The sequence below is a fragment of the Microlunatus aurantiacus genome, from assembly GCF_039536605.1.
Classification (GTDB): domain Bacteria; phylum Actinomycetota; class Actinomycetes; order Propionibacteriales; family Propionibacteriaceae; genus Microlunatus; species Microlunatus aurantiacus.
Genome location: NZ_BAAAYX010000003.1, coordinates 299,686 through 320,017, shown reverse-complemented (window position 1 = coordinate 320,017; position 20,332 = coordinate 299,686). Strand labels below are relative to the sequence as shown.

The 20,332-nt window shown below is 71.0% G+C and carries 18 protein-coding genes; 11 read left to right on the top strand and 7 right to left on the bottom strand.

Annotated elements, in window-relative coordinates; genetic code table 11:
- Nucleotides 1–23 precede the first annotated feature (23 nt).
- The 3 genes from ABD714_RS07065 (at nucleotide 24) to acnA (ending at nucleotide 4,555) form a co-directional block, all read left to right on the top strand.
- Nucleotides 24–1,205: a class I SAM-dependent RNA methyltransferase gene (locus ABD714_RS07065; protein ID WP_344811596.1), complete on the top strand. Its 1,182-nt coding sequence runs from the start codon at nucleotides 24–26 to the stop codon at nucleotides 1,203–1,205.
- Nucleotides 1,206–1,211: 6 nt separating this feature from the next.
- Nucleotides 1,212–1,694, top strand: coding sequence for an SRPBCC family protein (locus tag ABD714_RS07060; RefSeq protein ID WP_344811595.1), 483 nt, complete (start codon nucleotides 1,212–1,214; stop codon nucleotides 1,692–1,694).
- Between the two features lie 71 nt (nucleotides 1,695–1,765).
- Nucleotides 1,766–4,555 carry an aconitate hydratase gene (gene acnA / locus ABD714_RS07055; protein WP_344811594.1) on the top strand — a complete coding sequence of 930 codons (2,790 nt, stop codon included), beginning with the start codon at nucleotides 1,766–1,768 and terminating at the stop codon, nucleotides 4,553–4,555.
- A 112-nt stretch (nucleotides 4,556–4,667) separates the two neighbouring features.
- Here acnA and ABD714_RS07050 read toward each other — a convergent pair whose 3' ends face one another.
- Entirely contained in the window at nucleotides 4,668–5,321 is a 654-nt protein-coding gene (locus tag ABD714_RS07050; RefSeq protein ID WP_344811593.1) for a TetR/AcrR family transcriptional regulator, read from the bottom strand.
- Between the two features lie 124 nt (nucleotides 5,322–5,445).
- Between ABD714_RS07050 and ABD714_RS07045 the strand changes: the two genes are divergently transcribed.
- Nucleotides 5,446–6,384, top strand: a complete 939-nt coding sequence (locus tag ABD714_RS07045; protein ID WP_344811592.1) for an NAD-dependent epimerase/dehydratase family protein — start codon at nucleotides 5,446–5,448, stop codon at nucleotides 6,382–6,384.
- Here the strand turns inward: ABD714_RS07045 and ABD714_RS07040 are convergent.
- A complete protein-coding gene (locus ABD714_RS07040; RefSeq protein ID WP_344811591.1) occupies nucleotides 6,374–6,853 on the bottom strand; it encodes a hypothetical protein in 480 nt (159 codons plus the stop codon). The genes ABD714_RS07045 and ABD714_RS07040 overlap by 11 nt on opposite strands.
- Nucleotides 6,854–6,939: 86 nt before the next feature.
- Between ABD714_RS07040 and ABD714_RS07035 the strand changes: the two genes are divergently transcribed.
- Together ABD714_RS07035 and ABD714_RS07030 are read left to right on the top strand one after the other, a co-directional pair.
- Nucleotides 6,940–8,838 carry a sensor histidine kinase gene (locus tag ABD714_RS07035; RefSeq protein ID WP_344811590.1) on the top strand — a complete coding sequence of 633 codons (1,899 nt, stop codon included), beginning with the start codon at nucleotides 6,940–6,942 and terminating at the stop codon, nucleotides 8,836–8,838.
- Entirely contained in the window at nucleotides 8,835–9,482 is a 648-nt protein-coding gene (locus ABD714_RS07030; RefSeq protein ID WP_344811589.1) for a response regulator transcription factor, read from the top strand. Before ABD714_RS07035 ends, ABD714_RS07030 begins: the two co-directional genes overlap by 4 nt.
- A 2-nt stretch (nucleotides 9,483–9,484) precedes the next feature.
- On the opposite strand, the gene ABD714_RS07025 is transcribed toward ABD714_RS07030, so the two are convergent.
- The 3 genes from ABD714_RS07025 to ABD714_RS07015 are packed head-to-tail and all read right to left on the bottom strand — an operon-like array spanning nucleotide 9,485 to nucleotide 11,426.
- Nucleotides 9,485–10,321, bottom strand: coding sequence for an Fpg/Nei family DNA glycosylase (locus ABD714_RS07025; RefSeq protein ID WP_344811588.1), 837 nt, complete (start codon nucleotides 10,319–10,321; stop codon nucleotides 9,485–9,487).
- Nucleotides 10,321–10,989: a maleylpyruvate isomerase N-terminal domain-containing protein gene (locus tag ABD714_RS07020; RefSeq protein WP_344811587.1), complete on the bottom strand. Its 669-nt coding sequence runs from the start codon at nucleotides 10,987–10,989 to the stop codon at nucleotides 10,321–10,323. The genes ABD714_RS07025 and ABD714_RS07020 overlap by 1 nt, the downstream gene beginning before the upstream one ends.
- 23 nt (nucleotides 10,990–11,012) lie before the next feature.
- Entirely contained in the window at nucleotides 11,013–11,426 is a 414-nt protein-coding gene (locus ABD714_RS07015; protein WP_344811586.1) for an HIT family protein, read from the bottom strand.
- 38 nt (nucleotides 11,427–11,464) lie between these two features.
- Here ABD714_RS07015 and ABD714_RS07010 point away from each other — a divergent pair, with 38 nt between their 5' ends.
- The 5 genes from ABD714_RS07010 (at nucleotide 11,465) to ABD714_RS06990 (ending at nucleotide 16,816) form a co-directional block, all read left to right on the top strand.
- Nucleotides 11,465–11,839 carry a hypothetical protein gene (locus ABD714_RS07010; protein WP_344811585.1) on the top strand — a complete coding sequence of 125 codons (375 nt, stop codon included), beginning with the start codon at nucleotides 11,465–11,467 and terminating at the stop codon, nucleotides 11,837–11,839.
- Between the two features lie 54 nt (nucleotides 11,840–11,893).
- Nucleotides 11,894–13,849, top strand: a complete 1,956-nt coding sequence (gene dxs, locus ABD714_RS07005) for a 1-deoxy-D-xylulose-5-phosphate synthase (protein WP_344811584.1) — start codon at nucleotides 11,894–11,896, stop codon at nucleotides 13,847–13,849.
- 207 nt (nucleotides 13,850–14,056) lie between these two features.
- Nucleotides 14,057–15,553 carry an amino acid permease gene (locus ABD714_RS07000; protein WP_344811583.1) on the top strand — a complete coding sequence of 499 codons (1,497 nt, stop codon included), beginning with the start codon at nucleotides 14,057–14,059 and terminating at the stop codon, nucleotides 15,551–15,553.
- Between the two features lie 53 nt (nucleotides 15,554–15,606).
- Nucleotides 15,607–16,404, top strand: a complete 798-nt coding sequence (locus ABD714_RS06995; RefSeq protein ID WP_344811582.1) for a helix-turn-helix domain-containing protein — start codon at nucleotides 15,607–15,609, stop codon at nucleotides 16,402–16,404.
- Nucleotides 16,405–16,411: 7 nt separating this feature from the next.
- Complete coding sequence (locus ABD714_RS06990) at nucleotides 16,412–16,816, top strand: VOC family protein (protein ID WP_344811581.1); 405 nt, start codon at nucleotides 16,412–16,414, stop codon at nucleotides 16,814–16,816.
- 15 nt (nucleotides 16,817–16,831) lie between these two features.
- Here the strand turns inward: ABD714_RS06990 and ABD714_RS06985 are convergent, their stop codons facing one another.
- Complete coding sequence (locus tag ABD714_RS06985; RefSeq protein ID WP_344811580.1) at nucleotides 16,832–18,970, bottom strand: 3-hydroxyacyl-CoA dehydrogenase NAD-binding domain-containing protein; 2,139 nt, start codon at nucleotides 18,968–18,970, stop codon at nucleotides 16,832–16,834.
- Nucleotides 18,967–20,184: a thiolase family protein gene (locus tag ABD714_RS06980; protein WP_344811579.1), complete on the bottom strand. Its 1,218-nt coding sequence runs from the start codon at nucleotides 20,182–20,184 to the stop codon at nucleotides 18,967–18,969. Before ABD714_RS06980 ends, ABD714_RS06985 begins: the two co-directional genes overlap by 4 nt.
- Between the last annotated feature and the right edge of the window lie 148 nt (nucleotides 20,185–20,332).

The following is a 20,332-nucleotide window of genomic DNA, read 5'->3' as shown; positions in this document are numbered from 1 at the left end:
CGAGACTTGCGTACGGTGGCGGGATGACCACCCACCTCCAGGAGTCCGACGGCGCCACGGTCGAGGTCGGCCCGGTCGCCCACGGCGGGCACTGCGTCGCCCGGCTGGATGGGCGGGTGGTGTTCGTCCGGCACGCGCTGCCCGGCGAGCGGGTCACCATCGCGGTGACCGACACCACCCACGACAGCTTCTGGCGGGCCGACGCGGTCGACATCCTCGAGCCCAGCCCGGACCGGGTGACCTCGCGCTGCCCGGTGTCGGGGCCGGGGAAGTGCGGGGGATGCGACTTCCAGCACGTCAGCCTCCCCGGGCAGCGGCGGCTCAAGGCGCAGGTGCTGGCCGAGCAGCTGGACCGCCTGGCCGGCGTCCCCTGGGACGGCGAGGTCGAGCCGGTGGCCAGCCCCGGCACCGAGGACGGTCTGGGGTGGCGGACCCGGATGCGCTACCACGTGGACGAGCAGGGTCGGGCTGGTCTGCGCCGGCACCGCAGCCACGAGATCCAGCCGCTGCCCGCCGGCGGCTGCCCGATCGCCCATCCGGCCACCCCGAGCGTGGTCGACCGGGCCTGGACGCCGGGGGGCGAGCTCCTCGCCCTCACCGAGGTGTCAGCTCCGGTGGTCGTCGGGGCGACGACCGCGTCCGACGACGCGGAGATCGTGGAGCACGCGGCGGGGCGGGAGTGGCGGCTGGCGGTCGACGGCTTCTGGCAGGTCCACCCGGGTGCAGCCGACACCCTCGTCCGGGCGGTGCTGGAGGGTCTTCACCCGGAGCCGGGGGAGCGGGCGTTCGACCTGTACTGCGGGGTCGGGCTGTTCACCGGCGCGTTGGTCGACGCCGGCGTACGAGCGTGGGGCGTGGAGTGGGACCGCCGGGCGATCGGGTACGCCCGGGGCAACGTGCCCGGCGCGAAGTTCACCGCCGGCAAGGTGGAGCGGGCGCTCCGTACGCTGCCCAAGCGCACCGATCTCGTGGTCCTCGACCCGCCGCGGACCGGTGCCGGCAAGGACGTCGTCGACGCCGTGGTCTCCCGACGGCCCCGCGCCATCGCGTACGTGGCCTGCGATCCGGCCGCCCTGGCCCGGGACGTGGCCCGCGCCGCCCGGAGCGGCTACCGGCCCACCACCATCCGCGCGTTCGACCTGTTCCCGATGACCCACCACGTGGAGGCGGTCGTCATCCTCGAACCCACCACCGGCGCGAGCTGAGGCCGGATGCCGGTCGTCGAGGCCCTGCGGATCGTTCCGGTCGACCCCGCCACCGCGTTCGCGGTCTCCCAGACCAGCGGCGCGATCCGGCTCCGCTGGGACCGGTTCATCACCGCCCAGCGCCACCTCGACGGCGCCACCGCTCCGGCCAAGGGCGTCCGCACGCTGACCGAGCAGCGGTTCGGGCTACGGATGGTCAGCCGGTACGTGTCCTTCCGCCCTCCCACCTCCGTCGGCTTCACGATGGAGTCCGGGCCGTGGTTCTTCGCCTCGATGGGGGGTGGCTGGCGGTTCGCGCCCGCGCCGGACCGACCCGGGCACACCCTGGCGCGCTGGCGCTACAACTTCACCTGTCGGCCGGCGCGGCTGGCGCCGGTGGCCGAGCGGATCGGCGCGGTGCTCCTGCAGCGCGAGATCGACCGGCGGATCGATGGCTTCGTGGACGGTTGCGCCGATCCCGTGGTGCTCGCCGCCTGCCGTCCTGGCTAGAGTGCGACCTGAAGAACCAGCGTGATATCTTGACGTCAAGATACTTTTCCATCGACCCCCATGGAGACGCAATGAGTGTCAACAGCTTCGGTTCGCGAGCCACCCTCCAGGTCGGCGACGCGGCGTACGAGATCTTCCGGCTCGACGCCGTCGAGGGGCAGGAGACGCTGCCGTACAGCCTCAAGATCCTGTTGGAGAACCTGCTCCGCACCGAGGACGGCGCGAACATCACCGCCGACGACATCCGTGCGCTCGCCGCCTGGGATCCCTCCTCGCAGCCGAACAAGGAGATCCAGTTCACCCCCGCCCGGGTGATCATGCAGGACTTCACCGGCGTTCCCTGCGTCGTCGACCTGGCCACCATGCGCGAGGCGATGGCCGACATGGGCGGCGACCCGAGCAAGATCAACCCGCTGGCTCCGGCCGAGATGGTCATCGACCACTCCGTCATCGCCGATGTGTTCGGCACCGCCGACGCCTTCGTGAAGAACGTCGAGATCGAGTACGGCCGCAACCGCGAGCGCTACCAGTTCCTCCGCTGGGGCCAGACCGCCTTCGACGACTTCAAGGTCGTCCCGCCCGGCACCGGCATCGTGCACCAGGTCAACATCGAGCACCTGGCCCGGGTGATCTTCCCGCGCACCGTGGACGGTGTCACGTACGCCTACCCCGACACGTGCGTGGGCACGGACTCCCACACCACCATGGTCAACGGCCTGGGCGTGGTCGGCTGGGGCGTCGGCGGCATCGAGGCCGAGGCGGCCATGCTGGGCCAGCCCGTCTCGATGCTCATCCCCCGCGTGGTCGGCTTCAAGCTGTCCGGCGCGCTGCCCGAGGGTGCCACGGCCACCGACCTGGTGCTGACGATCACCGAGATGCTGCGTCAGCACAAGGTGGTCGGCAAGTTCGTCGAGTTCTACGGGCCGGGTGTCTCGCAGGTGCCGCTGGCCAACCGCGCCACCATCGGCAACATGAGCCCGGAGTACGGCTCCACCATCGCCGTCTTCCCGATCGACTCCAAGACCACCGACTACCTGCGCCTGACCGGCCGCTCCGAGGACCAGATCGCCCTCGTCGAGTCGTACGCGAAGGAGCAGGGGCTGTGGCACGACGACGATCGTGAGCCGCGCTACTCCGAGTACCTCGAGCTCGACCTGTCGAGCATCGTGCCGAGCATCGCCGGTCCGAAGCGTCCGCAGGACCGCGTCATCCTGGCCCACGCCAAGCAGGGCTTCCGCGAGGCACTGCGCGACTACGTCGGCGCCGACGACCTCAAGGGCTACGACGAGTCGGTGGCGGAGTCCTTCCCCGCCTCGGACTCGCCGACCGGCTCGGGGGGCAACGGCAACAGCGAGCCGCACGAGTACGGCGAGGACGTGCCCACTGACATCGGCCGCCCGTCGAAGAAGACGAAGCTCACCCTGGACGGTGCGGAGGTCGAGATCGACCACGGTGCGGTCACCATCGCCGCCATCACCTCGTGCACCAACACGTCCAACCCGAGCGTGATGATCGGCGCCGCCCTGGTGGCGAAGAAGGCGGTGGAGCGGGGTCTGACCCGCAAGCCCTGGGTCAAGACGACGCTGGCGCCCGGGTCGAAGGTGGTCAGCGACTACTACGACCGCTCGGGTCTGACGCCCTACCTGGACAAGCTCGGCTTCAACCTGGTCGGCTACGGCTGCACCACCTGCATCGGCAACTCCGGCCCGCTGATCCCCGAGGTCAGCCAGGCGGTCCAGGAGAACGATCTGGCCGTCGTCTCGGTGCTCTCGGGCAACCGGAACTTCGAGGGACGCATCAACCCCGACATCAAGATGAACTACCTGGCCTCCCCGCCGCTGGTCGTGGCGTACGCGCTCGCCGGCTCGATGGACATCGACATCACCACCGAGCCGCTGGGTCACGACGAGTCCGGGAATCCCGTGTACCTGAAGGACGTCTGGCCGACCGAGGCCGAGATCGACGAGATCGTGGCGTCCTCCATCGGGGCCGAGATGTTCACCGACTCCTACGCCGACGTGTTCGCCGGCGACCAGCAGTGGCAGTCGCTGCCGACGCCCGAGGGCGACACCTTCGAGTGGGACGCCGAGTCCACCTACGTGCGCAAGCCCCCGTACTTCGAGGGAATGCCGGCCGATCCGCAGCCGGTCGTCGACATCGCCGACGCGCGGGTCCTGCTCAAGCTCGGCGACTCGATCACCACCGACCACATCTCCCCGGCCGGGGCGATCAAGGCCGACGGTCCGGCGGGCACGTACCTGTCCGAGCACGGCGTGGAGCGGCGGGACTTCAACTCGTACGGCTCGCGCCGAGGCAACCACGAGGTGATGATCCGCGGCACCTTCGCCAACATCCGGCTGCGCAACCAGCTGGCTCCCGGCACCGAGGGCGGCTTCAGCCGGGACTTCACCGTCGACGGCGGCCCGGTGACCAGCGTCTACGAGGCGTCGGAGAACTACATCGCCGCCGGTATCCCGCTGGTCGTGCTGGCCGGCAAGGAATACGGGTCGGGGTCCTCGCGCGACTGGGCCGCCAAGGGCACCGCGCTGCTCGGCGTCAAGGCCGTGATCGCGGAGTCCTACGAGCGGATCCACCGGTCCAACCTGATCGGCATGGGCGTCCTCCCGCTGCAGTACCCGGAGGGCCAGAACGCCGAGTCGCTGGGGCTGACGGGGGAGGAGACCTTCCAGTTCACCGGGGTCACCGAGCTCAACAACGGGACCACCCCGAAGACGGTCAAGGTCACCGCCGGTGACATCAGCTTCGACGCGGTGGTCCGGATCGACACCCCCGGTGAGGCCGACTACTACCGCAACGGCGGGATCATGCAGTACGTGCTCCGGTCGCTGCTGAAGAAGTAAGCCTCCGTACCAGCGATACCAGCGACACCCACGGATCTGCTCGGGATTGTCGGTTCTGCTCGATCTACAGACCGAGCAAGACCGACGAACCCGAGCAGATCCGCGTTGGGGGTCAGCTGGTCGGGTCGAGCCGGTCCAGCACCAGCGCGAAGTGGGCGTCGTAGTCGGTCACCGCGTTGGTCAGGTGGCCGAAGAGCTCCAGGCTGATCGCTCCCAGCAGACCGCCCCAGGCCGTGATCGCCCGCAGGGCCGCCTCGTCGGAGAGGTCGCCGGCGAGCGCACGGAAGTCGTCGAACGTGCTCGTCCGCGGACCGGGGGCGTCGAGATCGAGGGCCAGGCCGATCAGCACCCCCGTCACCCGGGCCGACGGCGTGATGGTGGCCTCGGGAGCGGCGTACCCGGGGACGGGTGAGCCGTAGAGGAACGCGTACTCGTGGGGGGCGGCGACCGCCCAGGCGCGCAGGGCCGAGCCCAGCGCACGCCAGCGACCCGTCAGGTCCGTGGGCTCGCAGGCCGCGTCGGCCGCGTCGACCAGGTCGCCGAGCTCGCCGTAGAGGATGACCAGCAGCTCGGTCAGCAGCTCGTCGCGAGACGGGAAGTAGCGGTAGACCGCTGACGACGCCATGCCGAGATCGCGGGCGACCGCACGCACCGACAGCTGGGCCGGACCGATCTCGGCGAGCTGGCGGCGGGCGCTGGCCACGATCGCGGCGGTCAGCTCTCGTCGGGCGACTGCGCGGGCGGTGAGGGGGGCAGAGGTGGGCACGGATCCAGTCTGCCAGTCGAACGAGAACGGTGCAACAAAACAAGAGCACTGCTCTTGACTTCGGGACCGAGCGGGCGCATGCTGGTGGAAACGAGAGCACTGCTCACACTTTCAAGGAGTCGAGATGACCAAGACCTACGTGATCGTCGGAGCCGGACCGATCGGACGGCACACCGCCGAGCTGCTGCGGGACCGCGGCGATCAGGTCCGGCTGGTGACCCGCTCGGGTCGCGTACAGCTCGACGGCGTCGAGTCCGTGGCCGCCGACGCCTCGGATGCCGCGGCCCTGACCCGGCTGACCGAGGGTGCCGCAGCCCTGTTCAACTGCGCCAACCCCACCGACTACACCGTCTGGGAGGAGATCTGGCCGCCGCTGGCCGAGAGCCTGCTGACCGCTGCAGAGGGCACCGGCGCGACCCTGGTCACCGCGTCCTGCCTCTACCCGTACGGTCCGACCGACGCACCGATGGTCGAGGGCCAGCCGGACGCGGCCACCGACCACAAGGGGCGCCTGCGGGCGGGCATGTGGGCCGAGGCGAAGTCCCGGCACGACGCCGGTCGGCTGCACGCGGTCGAGGTGCGGGGCGCCGACTACGTGGGGGCCGGCGTCGGCGCCAACGGACACATCACCCGGCACCTGCCCACGGCGACCAAGGGCAAGACCGCCTGGGTGATCGGCAGGCCCGATCTGCCGCACAGCTGGACCGACGTGCTGGACATGGCGCGGACGCTGGTCGCCGTCGCTGACGATCCGGAGGTCTGGGGTCAGGTCTGGCACGCCCCGACCAATGCGCCCCGCACCCAGTGCGAGGCGCTGACCGAGGTGCTGGCCGCCGGTGGGAACGCTCCCGTGGCCGTCCGGTCGCTTCCCCGGCCGGTGCTGAGCGGACTCGCCCTGATCAACGGGCAGATGCGTGAGGTCGCCGAGCTCTCCTACATGTGGAAGCGGCCGTACGTGCTCGACTCCTCCCGGACGCAGGACGTCCTCGGACTGGCGCCGAGCCCGTGGGACGAGATCTGCCGTCGCACCGCCGAGGGCAACCGGGAGCAGGTCAGCGCCTGACCCGCCGGATGATCGCCTGGACCCCCGCGGTGATCAGCAGCACGAGCAGGGAGAGCACCGTCGCCGCCCAGGACGGCACCGCGATGGTGGCGAAGAACAGGTGGACGGGGTGCTGGAAGAGATCGTGGTCGGCGTGGGCGCCCCCGTGGGTGAGGACCGTGGCGAGCTCGCCGAGGTGACCGATCACCCACCCGGTCATGGCCACGGTGCTCACCCAGGTCATCACCCGCAGCGCCCGGCTGACGGCGGCCCGGCGCACCCCGCGGAGCGCCACCACCCCACCGGCGCACAGCGCGATGCCGAGCAGGTGGAAGACGAGGTGGTACCAGCGCGGACCGTCCTCGCTGAGGAACAGGAACGGGAGACCCACGCAGACGACGAAGACCGCACCGAGGAGCGCGAGCCGACGTCCGAGCGGGGCGGGGGCGGTGGTGGACGCGGCGCTGGCGCCGCCGACGGTCATGGTCATGGCTCGACGGTAGGAGAGCCGGCCGGCCGCCCACATCGGCACGATCGCCTATTCCATGTGGCGCAGCCATCGGCGACCATGATCAGGTGCGGACCTCGACGCGGGTGTGGCTGGCCGCGGCCACGGCGGTGGCCGGTCTCGGACTGGTGGTCGTCGGCCTCGCCGTTGGTCTGCCCTGGAGGCTGACCGACTTCGTGCTCGGCCGGGTCATTCGGGTGATCATGGCGCTGGCCGGGGCGGGCATCCTGATCGCCGCCGCCCTGCCGGGCGGACCCCGCCGGACGGCTGTACGAGCGACCACGGGGCTGCTCGGAGTGACGGTTCTGGTCTATCCCACGACGCTGAGTCTGTCCGCCGCCGAGATCGGTGGACCGGTCATCAGCGTGCTGGCCGCCGCCGGCCACGTCATCCCGCTGGTGTCGATCCAGCTCCTCCCGGTGCTGGCCGGTCAGCAGGTCACCGGGCGTTCCCGGCGGGGGTGGCTGACCATGATCATCGGCGTCGCCGTGCTGGGAACCATCGCCACCGCCCTGGCGCTGAACGACGCTTCGGGGTCGAGCGTGCTCGCGGTCGGCGGCACCGTGCTCTGGCTGGGATCGTTCCTGCTCGCGCCCTTCGCCACCTGGTCGAGCGTCCGGGGGACGAGCGGGGACGTCCGCCGTCGAGCGATCGTCGCCGCGCTGTCCTCGGTGGTGCCGGTGGTGATCATCGCCTGGTGCATGACCCTCGGCGCGGCCGCTCAGGCGCAGGGTCTGAGCACTGACGCCTCGGTCACGGCCCTGATGGTCGGGTTCTCGCTCGGCACCACGGTCACCGCCGCGCTGGCCCTGGCGGCGACCGGGTCGGAGGGATCGTGGCTGCTGCGTACGCCGGTGATCGTGCGCCTGCTGGCGGTGCTGCTGGTGGCGGCCACGACCCTGCTCGCCACCGGTGTCGCGTTGGCGGCCACCGAGGCCGGCCTGGGCTCCCAGCCCGCCCTGGTGATCGGCATCGCCCTCACCGTGGTGGTCGGTCTGGCGTCGGCGTCGTTGCACGGCTGGGCCGCGCGGGCGGTCGATCCCGGGGCAGAGGTGGTCGAGGAGCTGCGAGCGCTCGGGGACATCGCCGACGGGGAGCAGCGGCACAGCGTCCAGCAGGTCCTGCGCCGGTTGGTGACCGACCCGGGACTGACGCTGCTGGTGCGGGCCGACGACGGGGTCTGGGTGGACTCGTCCGGGATGGCGGTCGATCCGCCGGCCTCCGGCGTCCGACTGGCCGGTCCGCCGGAGGCGGCGCGAGCGGTGGCCGTGGGCTCGCAGCCGGAGGCGGCCGGCCGACTGCGCCGACTGGGGGACTGCAGCCGACTGCTGGACGCCGCGGTGCTGGAGGCCACCGTGCAGCGCGCGCACGCTCGGGCCGCCGACGCCGCCCGCACCGAACGGATCCGTCTGAGCCAGGATCTGCACGACGGGCTGCAGGGACGGTTGCTCGGGATCGCGCTGAACCTGCAGCTGTCCGGCCACGACGTCGACGACCCGGCCGCCCGGCTGCTGGTGGAGCAGACGGTGGAGTCCCTGCGCGATGCCGTGGACGACGTCCGGTCACTGGCGGGTGGCCGGTTGCCCAGCACGTTGGTGGCGGGTGGGCTGCGGCGCGCCCTGACCGATCTCGTCCGCCCCCTGGCCGCAGCGGTCGACCTCCGGGTGCCCGACCGGCGGTTCGCCCCGGAGATCGAGGCCACCAGCTACTTCGTGGTGAGCGAGGCGGTGAGCAACGCGATCAAGCACGGGCAGGCTCGGCAGGTCCGGGTCCTGGTGCAGGAGGACGGGTCGGACCGCCTGCTGATCATGGTCAGCGACGACGGCGCGGGCGGCGCGGATCCCCGACTGGGCTCGGGTCTGCGCGGTCTGGCCGAGCGCGTCGCCGCCTCCGGAGGGCTGCTGGTGGTGCGCGATGCAGCACCGACCGGCACCGTGGTGGAAGCGAGCCTGCCGTGCGGGTCGTGATCGCCGAGGACCAGGTCCTGCTGCGGGACGGGCTGGTCCGGTTGCTGACCGGGGCCGGGCACGCGGTGGTCGCCCAGGTGGGGGACGGACGACGGCTGGTGGCGGAGGTCAGCGACCGACGCCCGGACCTGGTGATCGCCGACGTACGGATGCCGCCGACCTACACCGACGAGGGAGCCGCGGCGGTGCTCTTCCTCCGTGAGCGGTATCCCGAGCTCGCCGTGGTGATCTTGTCGCAGGTGGTGGAGCCGTCGCTGGTGGCCGCCCTCACCGGCGGCCGGGTGCGGGCCTTCGGCTACCTGCTCAAGGACAGGGTGCTCGACACCCGGGTGTTCCTCGACCAGCTGGCCACCGTCGTCGACGGTGGGACGGCGATCGATCCCGTGGTGGTCGAGAACTACGTCCAGCACAGTCGGGACCGACTTCACGGCCTGACCGGGCGTGAGGTCGAGGTGCTCGGCCTGGTGGCCTCGGGGCGCAGCAACACCGGGATCGCCGCCGAGCTCGTCATCTCCCGCCGCACGGTCGACGCCCACCTGCGGTCGATCTTCACCAAGCTGGGGATCGAGTCCGACCCCGAGGACAACCAGCGGGTGCTGGCGGCCCTGGACTGGTTGGCCAGTCGCGGCCGGGTGGCGGGCTGAGGTCAGCGCTGCTCCTTCGGGCACCACCACGTGGTCCGGCCGCCGACGGTGGCGACGGTGAGCTCGGTCCCGCAGCGCGGGCAGTGCCGCCCTGCCTTGCGGAACTCGATGATCCGACCGGTGTGCACGCCGCCGTGCTCGATCGCCGCCTCGGTCGCGTCGCGGAGGCTGCGGTGCAGCCGGTTGAGCTCGGTCCGGCTGAGCTCGTCGGCCGGTCGTCGGGGAGACAGCTTGGCCTGCCACAGGGTCTCGTCGGCCAGCAGGTTGCCCACCCCGGCGATCACCGACTGGTCGAGCAGACGGGCCTTGAGGGGTGCGGTGCTGCGGCTGACGCGGCGGACGAACTCGGGGCGGTCGACGAGCTGTGCGTCCGGCCCGAGGTGACTCAGGTCGGGGTCGAGCCGGACCCGCCCCAGACGTCGCTTGTCGAACAGGGCCAGGGACCCACCGTCGGCGAAGGTGAGGGTGAACCGGTCCCAGACCGGGTTGCGGCGGGGGTCGTCGAGGGCGTTCGCGTACGGTCCGGCGAGTCGGTCGCCGCCCTCGGTCGGCGTCCCGCCGGGTCGGGTGATCACCATCCGGCCGCTCATCCCGAGGTGGATCCCCAGCGTCGGTCCGGGAGTACGGGACCGCCCCAGACCCGAGGTCTCACACCACATGGACTTGCCCTGCCGATGGGCGGCGGTGAGTTCGCGTCCGCGCAGAGCCTCGGCGATCTCCCCGGGCGCGTGCGGGCGGCAGACCCAGGTGTCGGTGTCGTCCACCTCGGCGATGAGTCGTCCGAGCGCGGCGTGCTCGATGGCGGACCGGGCGCGCTCGACCTCCGGCAGCTCCGGCATCAGCCGAACGCCGGGAGGGTCAGGCCGGCGAGCCGGTCATCGGGCGGGACGGGCAGCCGGCCCGTACCGATCAAGATCACGTCGGTCTCAGGGACGTCCCGCGGGAAGGCGCCACCGGCCAGCTCCTCGACGGTCTGCCGGGTGAGAGCGCGCGACCCGGGGGTGGGGGAGGCCAGGGTCAGCTCCGGACCGAGATCGAGGTGGTGGACGGCGAGCTCGACCGCCCAGGTGGCGAAGAAGTCGCCGGTGGCGATCACGTGTCCCTGGAAGTCGAGGTTCGTGGCTGGAAGCCTCGTCGCTGCGCGCATGACCGTCCTTCCGGTCACGGCCAGGTGCCGGATGCCACCCGAGGGTCGCCCGTAGGCGGAGGTGATCAGCCGCACGAACCGGACGTGATCGGTGTCGCTGGTCTCGTCGTCGTTGCTGGCGGGCGCCTGCGACCAGTAGGAGGCGGCGTCGACGGTCGGTGCGGCGTCCGTCGCGGACACGAGGCCGAGCAGCATCTCCTGGAGTCCGAGGTGGACGTGGGTGAGCGTGTCCGCGACGGTCCAGCCCCGACAGCGGCTGGCCGCGAGCAGGTCGCGCTCGCCCAGCCCGCCCGCGATCTCGAGCAGCAGGGCCAGCTCGTCGACGAACGCCTCGCGCCCGGTGACGTGGTCGATGTGCACCACGTCAGCCTGCCACTCCGCGATCAGCCCGCCAGGGCCGTGCGGATCCGTTCCGCGTACGCGTCCATCTCGCCGTCGGCGTAGCGGGTCCGGGGCCAGAAGAAGCCCTTCAGTCCGTCGCCCTTGGTCCGCGGCACCACGTGCACGTGCAGATGGGGCACGGACTGGCTGACCACGTTGTTCATGGCCACGAAGGTCCCCTGGCACCCCAGCTCCGTGCCGAGCGCAGCGGCGACCCGCTGGGCAGCGGTCAGCAGCGGGGTCATCAGCTCGGTTGGGAGGTCGAGCAGGGTGTCGACGTGGCGGACGGGGGCGAGCAGCACGTGGCCCTTGAACACCGGCCGGTGGTCGAGGAAGCCGATCACCTCCTCGGTCCGCAGCACCACCGCCGCGTCCAGCTCGCCACGAACGATCTGACAGACGATGTCCTCACTCACGTGGACGACTGTAGGCCGCCTGGTCTAGTATCGAACACATGAGCGATTCGGCGTACGTGCCCGCCGGTTGGCCGTCCCAGGTGCGACCGCCCGGGGCCCCGGGGTGGGAGCGGACGGCGACCGCCTTCCTGCTCGACTGCTGTCCGCCCGAGTTCCGCGCCTACCCGGTCCTGCGCCGGCACCCGGTGGTGCTGGCCCGGTTCGCCGCGCGCTTCGTGGCCGGCCAGTGCACCACCGCCCAGGACGGGGTGGCCGAGATCCGGATCGGGCTGCCCCGCAGCGTGCCACCCCAGGTGGTGACCGAGGCGGTGGAGGCCTGGCTCGAGCAGGCGGCCCACCTGCTGCGGGTCAGACGCGCCGTCGGTCTGGTCGAGGACGCGTTGCGCGGCAAGGAGTTCGTCATGCCCCTGTGACACCGCTCACCGGGGTTCGTGTCCGGGGGCACCCCGGCACGTAAACTCGCGTTCATGCCCCCCGCGCCGCAGACCCGCGTCTCGCAGGACGAGCCGTACGGACTCCTGCGCTCCGTCGCCGGTCCCGCCGACCTCCGTCGACTGAGCCCCGACGAGCTGCCCGACCTGGCCGGTGAGATCCGCGCCTTCCTGATCGACCAGGTCAGCCAGACCGGTGGGCACCTCGGCCCCAACCTCGGCGTCGTCGAGCTGACCATCGCCCTGCACCGGGTGTTCGAGTCCCCGGAGGACCCGATCATCTTCGACACCGGTCACCAGAGCTACGTGCACAAGATGCTGACGGGCCGGTTGGACGCGTTCCCCACGCTGCGGCAGAAGGGCGGGCTGTCGGGCTATCCCAGCCGCGCCGAGTCCGAGCACGACTGGGTGGAGAGCTCGCACGCGTCGGCGTCCCTGTCGTACGCGGCCGGGATCGCCCGCGGTCTGCAGCTGACCGGCAAGTCCGGCACGGTCGTGGCGCTGGTGGGCGACGGCGCCTTGACCGGCGGCATGGCCTGGGAGGCGCTCAACAACATCGCGGCCGACGACGACCTGCCGCTGGTCATCCTGGTCAACGACAACGGGCGCTCCTACACCCCGACGGTGGGCGGCCTCGCCCGTCATCTCTCAGGGCTGCGCACCAACCCCCGCTACGAGCAGGTGCTCGAGCTGGTCCGCAAGCAGGTCAACCGGGCCCCGCTGTTCGGGCGCGCCGCCTACGACCTGCTGCACGGCATCAAGAGCGGACTCAAGGACGTGATCGCTCCGCAGGGCATGTTCTCCGACCTCGGACTGAAGTACGTGGGTCCGGTCGACGGGCACGACGAGGCGGCCGTCGAGCGCGCGCTGCGCCACGCCAAGCAGTTCGGGGGACCGGTGCTGGTGCACTGCCTGACCCGCAAGGGCAACGGCTACTCGGCGGCGGAGAACCACGAGGAGGACCGCTTCCACGCGGTCGGCAAGATCGACGCCAAGACGGGCGTGGCCATCGGTGGCCCGGGCGCGGTCAAGTGGACCGACGTGTTCGCCGAGGAGATCCTCAAGCTCGGTGCGGTCGACGAGCGCGTGGTGGCCATCAGCGCCGCCATGATCCACCCGACCGGTCTCAACCGCTTCGCGGCAGCGTTCCCCGAGCGGGTGATGGACGTGGGCATCGCCGAGCAGCACGGCACCACCTCGGCGGCCGGTCTGGCGATGGCCGGTCTGCACCCGGTGGTGGCCGTCTACGCCACCTTCTTGAACCGGGCGTTCGACCAGCTCCTGATGGACGTGGCGCTGCACCGCTGCGGCGTGACCTTCGTGCTGGACCGGGCCGGCGTGACCGGTCCGGACGGGGCGAGCCACCACGGCATGTGGGACATGTCCATCACCCAGGTGGTGCCGGGTCTGCATCTCACCGCCCCCCGGGACGGCACCCGGCTGCGGCAGGCCCTGGCCACCGCGCTGACCATCGACGACGCCCCGTCGGTCATCCGCTACTCCAACCAGCAGGTGCCCGCGGACCTGGAGGCGATCGCGGAGGACCGGGGCGTCGACATCCTGCTGCAGAGCGACCAGCAGCCCCGGGTGCTCGTGGTCGCCTACGGCCAGATGTGCGGGACGGGGGTCGCCGTCGGCCGCCGTCTGGCCGACCAGGGGATCGGGGTGACGGTGGTCGACCCGGTCTGGGCGCTGCCGGTGAACCCCGCGCTGCTCGAGCTGGCCGCCCAGCACCAGCTGGTGATCAGCATCGAGGACAACGGCGTGGTGGGTGGCTGCGGTTCCCGGCTGTCCCAGGAGCTGCGGTTCGCCGGGATCGAGGTGCCCTTCCGGGAGTTCGGCATCGCCCCGGAGTTCCTCGAGCACGGCACCCGGGCCGAGCTGCTGGAGCAGCTGGGACTGACGCCGCAGGAGATCGCCCGCTTCGCGGTGGAGGCGGTCGTCGGCATGGGCGCCACACACGGACAGGGTGCTGACTCCGCGCGCTTGTGAGGTTGAGTGGTCACGACCGAAGGATCGTCAGGCCGCGCGACGCCCAGGCACGCACCTCGCTGCGTTCTCCTCGGTCGCGATACGACCCGGTATCCCTTCCTCGTCGGCCTTGCGATGCACGCACCTGAACGCCGCACACCCTTGCCGAACCTCCGGTCGTAACCACTAGTGTGTGCTCCGAGTTTCCCCTGTGATCGGAGCGGCACCGTGAGCGTCATGCGCACCAAGAGCATCGAGCAGTCCATCGCGGACACCGATGAACCGGAGTACAAGCTCAACAAGACCCTGACCGCTCTGGACCTCACGGTCTTCGGGGTCGGTGTGATCATCGGCGCCGGCATCTTCACCCTGACCGGCCGGGCGGCCAGCACCCTGGCCGGACCCGCGATCGTGCTGAGCTTCGTGATCTCGGCGGTCGCCTGCGGCCTCGCGGCCCTGTGCTATGCGGAGTTCGCTTCCACGGTGCCGGTGTCGGGGTCGGCGTACACGTTCTCGTACGCGAGCCTGGGCGAGATCATCGCCTGGATCATCGGCTGGGACCTGCTGCTGGAGCTGATGCTCGGTGCCAGTGTCGTCGCGCAGGGCTGGAGCACGTACGCGGTCGTCTTCCTCGGCAACATCGGCATCCCCTGGCCGGAGAACCTCGGACCGGGCGGCACCGTCGACGTGCTGGCCATGCTGCTGGTCGCCGTCCTCGCCACCCTGGTCACCATCGGCATCAAGGAGTCGATGCGGGTGAACATGGTGCTCGTCGGGGTCAAGCTGTTCGTGGTCCTGTTCGTGGTCTTCGCCGGGATCGGCTTCATCAACCCGGCCAACTACACCCCCTTCATCCCGCCGAGCGCACCGACCTCCTCCGATGCCGCCTGGTACCTGCAGCCCCTGGTGCAGGCGGTGCTGGGGTGGGAGCCGAGCGCGTACGGCATCGGCGGCATCTTCGCGGGTGCGGCGCTGGTCTTCTTCGCCTACATCGGCTTCGACGTCGTGGCCACCACGGCCGAGGAGGCCAAGAACCCGCAGCGCGACCTGCCGATCGGCATCATCGCCTCGCTGGTGATCTGCACCGTCCTCTACGCCGCGGTGTCGTTGGTGATCACCGGCATGGTCAAGTACGACCAGATCGACTCCTCGGCCGCGCTGGCCACCGCCTTCACCAAGCTCGGCCACCCGGGCTACGCGACCCTGATCTCGGCCGGTGCGGTGGCCGGTCTGACCACCGTCGTGCTGACCCTGATGATCGGCGCCAGCCGGGTGGTGTTCGCGATGTCCCGTGATCACCTGCTGCCCGCGCCGCTGAGCAAGGTGCACCCCAGGTTCCAGACGCCGTACGTGATCACGATCATCATCGGGGTGATCGTGATGCTGGTCGCCGGACTGACGCCGATCGGCAAGCTCGAGGAGATGGTGAACATCGGGACGCTGACCGCGTTCATCCTCGTCTCCATCGGCGTCATCGTGCTGCGCAAGTCCCGGCCCGACCTGCCGCGGGCGTTCAAGGTGCCGTTCGTGCCGGTGCTGCCGATCCTGTCCGCGGCCATCTGCTTCTGGCTCACCCTCAACCTGTCCATCGAGACCTGGTTCCGGTTCGTGATCTGGATGGCCATCGGCTTCGCCGTCTACTTCCTGTACGGCTACAAGCGGTCGCGGCTCGCCACGGGCGAGACCCTGAAGCAGATGTCGCAGAACTACGACCTGGAGAAGTAGCCACGACCGTTGATCACTGGGAGCTGAGCCACCGGGACCACCCCTGGCCGGGGGTGGTCTCGGCGGTCGGCTACCGGACGCCACCGCCGGACCAGCCCGTCCACTACGGGCTGCCGTCGCCCTGGCTGACGGTGATCTTCAGCCTGGACGACGGCGTCGAGTCGGCCAGCGATCGCGCCGCGCTGAGCTCCGCGCCACCGCTGCCGATCATCGCGGCCGGACTGCACACCCGGGCGAGCTTCGTGCGACCCCGGGCCGGGCAGGCCGGCGTGCAGCTGGCGGTGCACCCGCTGGCCGCCCGGGCGCTGTTCGGGTTGCCGGCGGCCGAGCTGAGCAGCACCGACTACGACGGGCGCCAGATCTTGGACCGCACGTCCGCCAGCATCCAGGACCGGCTCACCGGCTGCCGCGACTGGGGTGACGCGTTCACCGTCCTCGGCGGCCACCTGACCCGCTCGCTGGACGGGCGCCGGCACGTCGACCCGCGCAGCGAGGTCCGGCACGCCTGGAGTCTGCTGGAAGCCAGCGCCGGCCGGCTGCCGGTCGCGGAGGTCGCGGCCCGGGTCGGCCTCACCGCCCGGCACCTGAGCACGCTGTTCACCCGCGAGGTCGGCCGGTCGCCCAAAGCCGTCGCTCAGCTGATCCGCTTCCAGCACGCGGTCGACCTGATCAAGAACCACGTCGCCCACGCCGGTCGGACCGACCTGGCCGAGGTGGCCGCCCGGTGCGGCTACGCGGACCAGTCCCACCTGACCCACGACTTCGTCGAGCGACTCGGCGTCCCGCCCACCCGGTGGATCACCGAGGAGTTCCGAAACCTCCAAGACCACGGAGCTCCGCCGGCGGCATGATCGGTCCATGACCACCCACGAGAACCCGACCGTCTGGCTCACCCTGCAGGCCCACGACGCCCCCGCCCTGATCACCTTCTACACCGAGGCCTTCGGCTTCACCGTCCGCGCCCGCTACGACGAGGAGGGCACCGACCGGGTGGCCCACGCCGAGCTGATCTGGCCGGAGGGGAGCGGCGGTGTGATGCTCGGCTCGCACAAGCCGGACGGGGAGTGGAGCACCCAGCCCGGGACCGCGGCGGCGTACGTGGTGACCAGCGACCCGGCCGCCGTGCACCGGCGGATCGTCGACCACGGCGGAGCGCGCCGGGTCAGCGACCTCACCGAGAAGGACTACGGGTCGAGCGAGTTCGCGGTCGTCGACCCCGAGGGCAACCAGTGGTCGTTCGGCACCTACCCGGGCGAGAGCTGACTGCCCAGCACCCGCTCACGGCAGCGTGGCGACGCCCTTCGGCAGGAACCGCTGACCGAGCACCCGCTCGGAGACGCCGGACCGGTCCAGGTACGGCGTGATCCCGCCCAGGTGGAACGGCCAGCCCGCCCCGAGGATCAGGCACAGGTCGATGTCCATCGGCGCCGCCACGACGCCCTCGGCGAGCATCAGCCCGATCTCCTCGGCGAGGGCGTTCTCGACCCGGGTGCGCAGCTCCGCGGCGGTGCTGGGGGAGTCGCCCACGGTCATCAGCGCCCGCGTCTCCTCCGACACGTACGGCTTTCCCTCGGCCGTGACGTCGTAGATGCCGGGCTTGCGCGCGGCGACCAGCGCCTGGAGGTTCGTCGACACCGGATAGCGCTCACCGAACGCCGCGTGCAGGGTCTCGGTGACGTGCAGCGCGACGGCCGGACCGACCAGCTGGAGCAGCACGAACGGCGGCATCGGCAGACCGAGCGGCCGCAAAGCGGCATCGGCGACCTCGACCGGGGTGCCGTCGTCGACCGCCTTGGTGATCACCGCGGTGGTGCGGATGAGCAGCCGGTTGACCACGAACGCCGGAGCATCCTTCACCAGCACGGCGTTCTTCTTCAGCGACTTCGCCACACTCAGGGCGGTGGCGGTCGTCTCGTCGTCCGTCGCCGTCCCCCTGATCACCTCGAGCAGGGGCAGCACCGCGACCGGGTTGAAGAAGTGGAAGCCCACCACCCGCTCGGGGCGCGCGAGGTCGGCGGCCATCGCCGACACCGACAGCGAGGAGGTGTTGGTGGCCAGCACGCAGGCGTCGGAGACGTGCTTCTCCAGCGAGGCGAACACCTCCTTCTTGACCGCCAGCTCCTCGAAGACGGCCTCGATCACGAAGTCGCAGTCGGCGTAGTCGGCGTGCTCGGTGGTGCCGCTGAGCAACGCCTTGAAGCGGTTGGCGTGGTCGGAGCTGATCCGTCGCTTGCCCAGCAGCTTGTCGATCTCGCTGTGGACGTAGCCGATGCCCCTGGTCACCCGCTCGGCGTCGAGGTCGGAGATGATCACCGGGACCTCGAGCCGCCGCAGGAAGAGCAGGGCCAGCTGGCCGGCCATCAGTCCGGCCCCGACCACTCCCACCTTGGTCACCGGACGGGCCAGCCAGGGCTCCGGCGCGCCGGCCGGCTTCTTGGCCCGGCGCTGCACCAGGTCGAACGCGTACAGGCTGGAGCGCAGCTCCTCGCTCATGATCAGGTCGGCCAGCCCCTGGTCCTCGCCCGCGTACGCACTGACGCGGTCGGCGGTCTTCGCGGCGGCGATGAGGTCCAGGGCCCGGTACGGCGCGGGGGCCGCCCCGGACGTCTTCTGGTCGGCGAACCGGCGGCCCCGTTCGACCGCCGCGTCCCAGCCCTCGCCCCGGTCGATCTCCGGCCGGGTGACGGTGATCTCGCCGGCCACCACGCGCCCGGCCCAGTCCAGGGAGTCGGCCAGGAAGTCGGCCCCGTCGAAGATCGCGTCGGCGATGCCGAGTGCGGCGACCTGCGGCCCGACCAGCATCTTGTTCTGGCTCAGGGCGTTCTCGATGATCACCGTGACCGCGTGGTCCGGTCCGATCAGGTTGGGCAGCAGGTACGTGCCGCCCCACCCGGGCAGCAGACCGAGGAAGCACTCGGGCAGGGCGATCCCGGCGGCCGCCTTGGACACCGTCCGGTACTGCGCGTGCAGGCTGATCTCGAGCCCACCACCGAGGGCCAGGCCGTTGATGAAGGCGAAGGTCGGCACCGGCGAGGTGTGCAGCTTGTCGAACACCGCGTGGCCGATCCGGGCGATGGTGACCGCCTGGTCGCGACCGGTCAGCCCGCCCAGCGCCTTGAGGTCCGCCCCGGCGGCCAGGATGAACGGCTTCCCGGTGATCGCGATGGCAGCGACGTCGTCGCGGGCCAGGGCGGCGTTCAGCGCGTCGTTGTAGAGGCTGAGGCTGCGGGGTCCCAGCGTGTTCGGCTTGGTGTGGTCCTCGCCGTTGTCCAGGGTGATCAACACCGCCGTACCGCCGGCGTGGGGCAGCGCGACGTCGCGGCTGAGGAAGCGGGTGACCCGCTCGTCGGGCGTCAGGGCGGACGCCTCGTCCAGCAGCGCCTGCAGCTCGGCCTCGGGCATCAGCTGGGTGGTCACTGGTGGTCTCCCTCGGCGGTGCGGACGTCGGTGTGGTGCGGGTTCTCCCAGATCACGGTGCCGCCCATGCCCAGCCCGATGCACATGGTGGTCAGGCCGTAGCGGATCTCGGGGTGCTCCCGGAACTGGCGGGCCAGGTGGATCATCAGCCGCACGCCGGAGCTGGCCAGCGGGTGACCCAGGGCGATGGCGCCGCCGTACGGGTTGATCCGCTCGCTGACCGGATCGAGACCGAAGTGGTCCAGGAAGGCGAGGACCTGGACGGCGAACGCCTCGTTGATCTCGAAGGCGCCGATGTCGTCGATGGCGAGTCCCGCGTTGCGCAGCGCGCGCTCGGTGGCCGGCACCGGTCCGACGCCCATCACCTCGGGATCGACACCCGCGAAGCCGTACGACACCAGCCGCATCGCCACCGGCAGGTCGAGCTCGTGGGCCACGTCCTCGGCGGCCAGCAGACAGGCCGTGGCTCCGTCGTTCAGCCCGGCGGCGTTGCCCGCGGTGACCCGGCCGTGGGAACGGAAGGGGGTCCGCAGCTGCGTCAGGCCGTCCAGCGTGGTGCCCGGACGGGGCGGCTCGTCGGCCGTGGCCAGACCCCAGCCCAGCTCGGTGCTGCGGGTCGCGACGGGCACCAGCGACTCCTGGATCACTCCGCCCGCGTACGCACCCGCGACCCGCTGCTGGCTCTGCAGCGCGAAGGCGTCGGCCCGCTCGCGGGTGATGCCGGGGAAGCGGTCGTGCAGGTTCTCCGCGGTCGACCCCATCATCAGCGCGGACGGGTCGACGATCTTCTCGGCCACGATCCGTGGGTTGGGGTCGATGCCCTCACCCATCGGGTGGTGGCCCATGTGCTCGACCCCTCCGGCGATGGCGACGTCGTAGGCGCCGAAGGCGATCCCGGAGGCCGTGGTGGTGACCGCGGTCATCGCGCCGGCGCACATCCGGTCGATCGCGTAGCCGGGGACGGAGCGGGGCAGACCGGCCAGCAGGGCGGCGGTCCGGCCGATCGTGAGTCCCTGGTCGCCGATCTGCGTCGTGGCGGCGATCGCCACCTCGTCGACCCGCTCGGGCGGCAGGCCGGGGTGGCGGCGCAGCAGCGCACGGATGCAGCTGACCACGAGGTCGTCGGCCCTGGTCTCGCGGTAGAGCGAGCCGGCCTTTCCGAACGGGGTGCGGACACCGTCGACGAAGACGACGTCGCGAGACTCACGGGACATGGGCCACATATTACTCACGAGTAACAAGATGGCGCACCCTTGGGAAGTGACCTATCCCGATATATCGTTGACTATCGGCAACACGCGAAGGAAGGATGGTCGGTGATGGGTGCATACGCGATGGGAGCCCCGTGGCTCCGATTCGGAG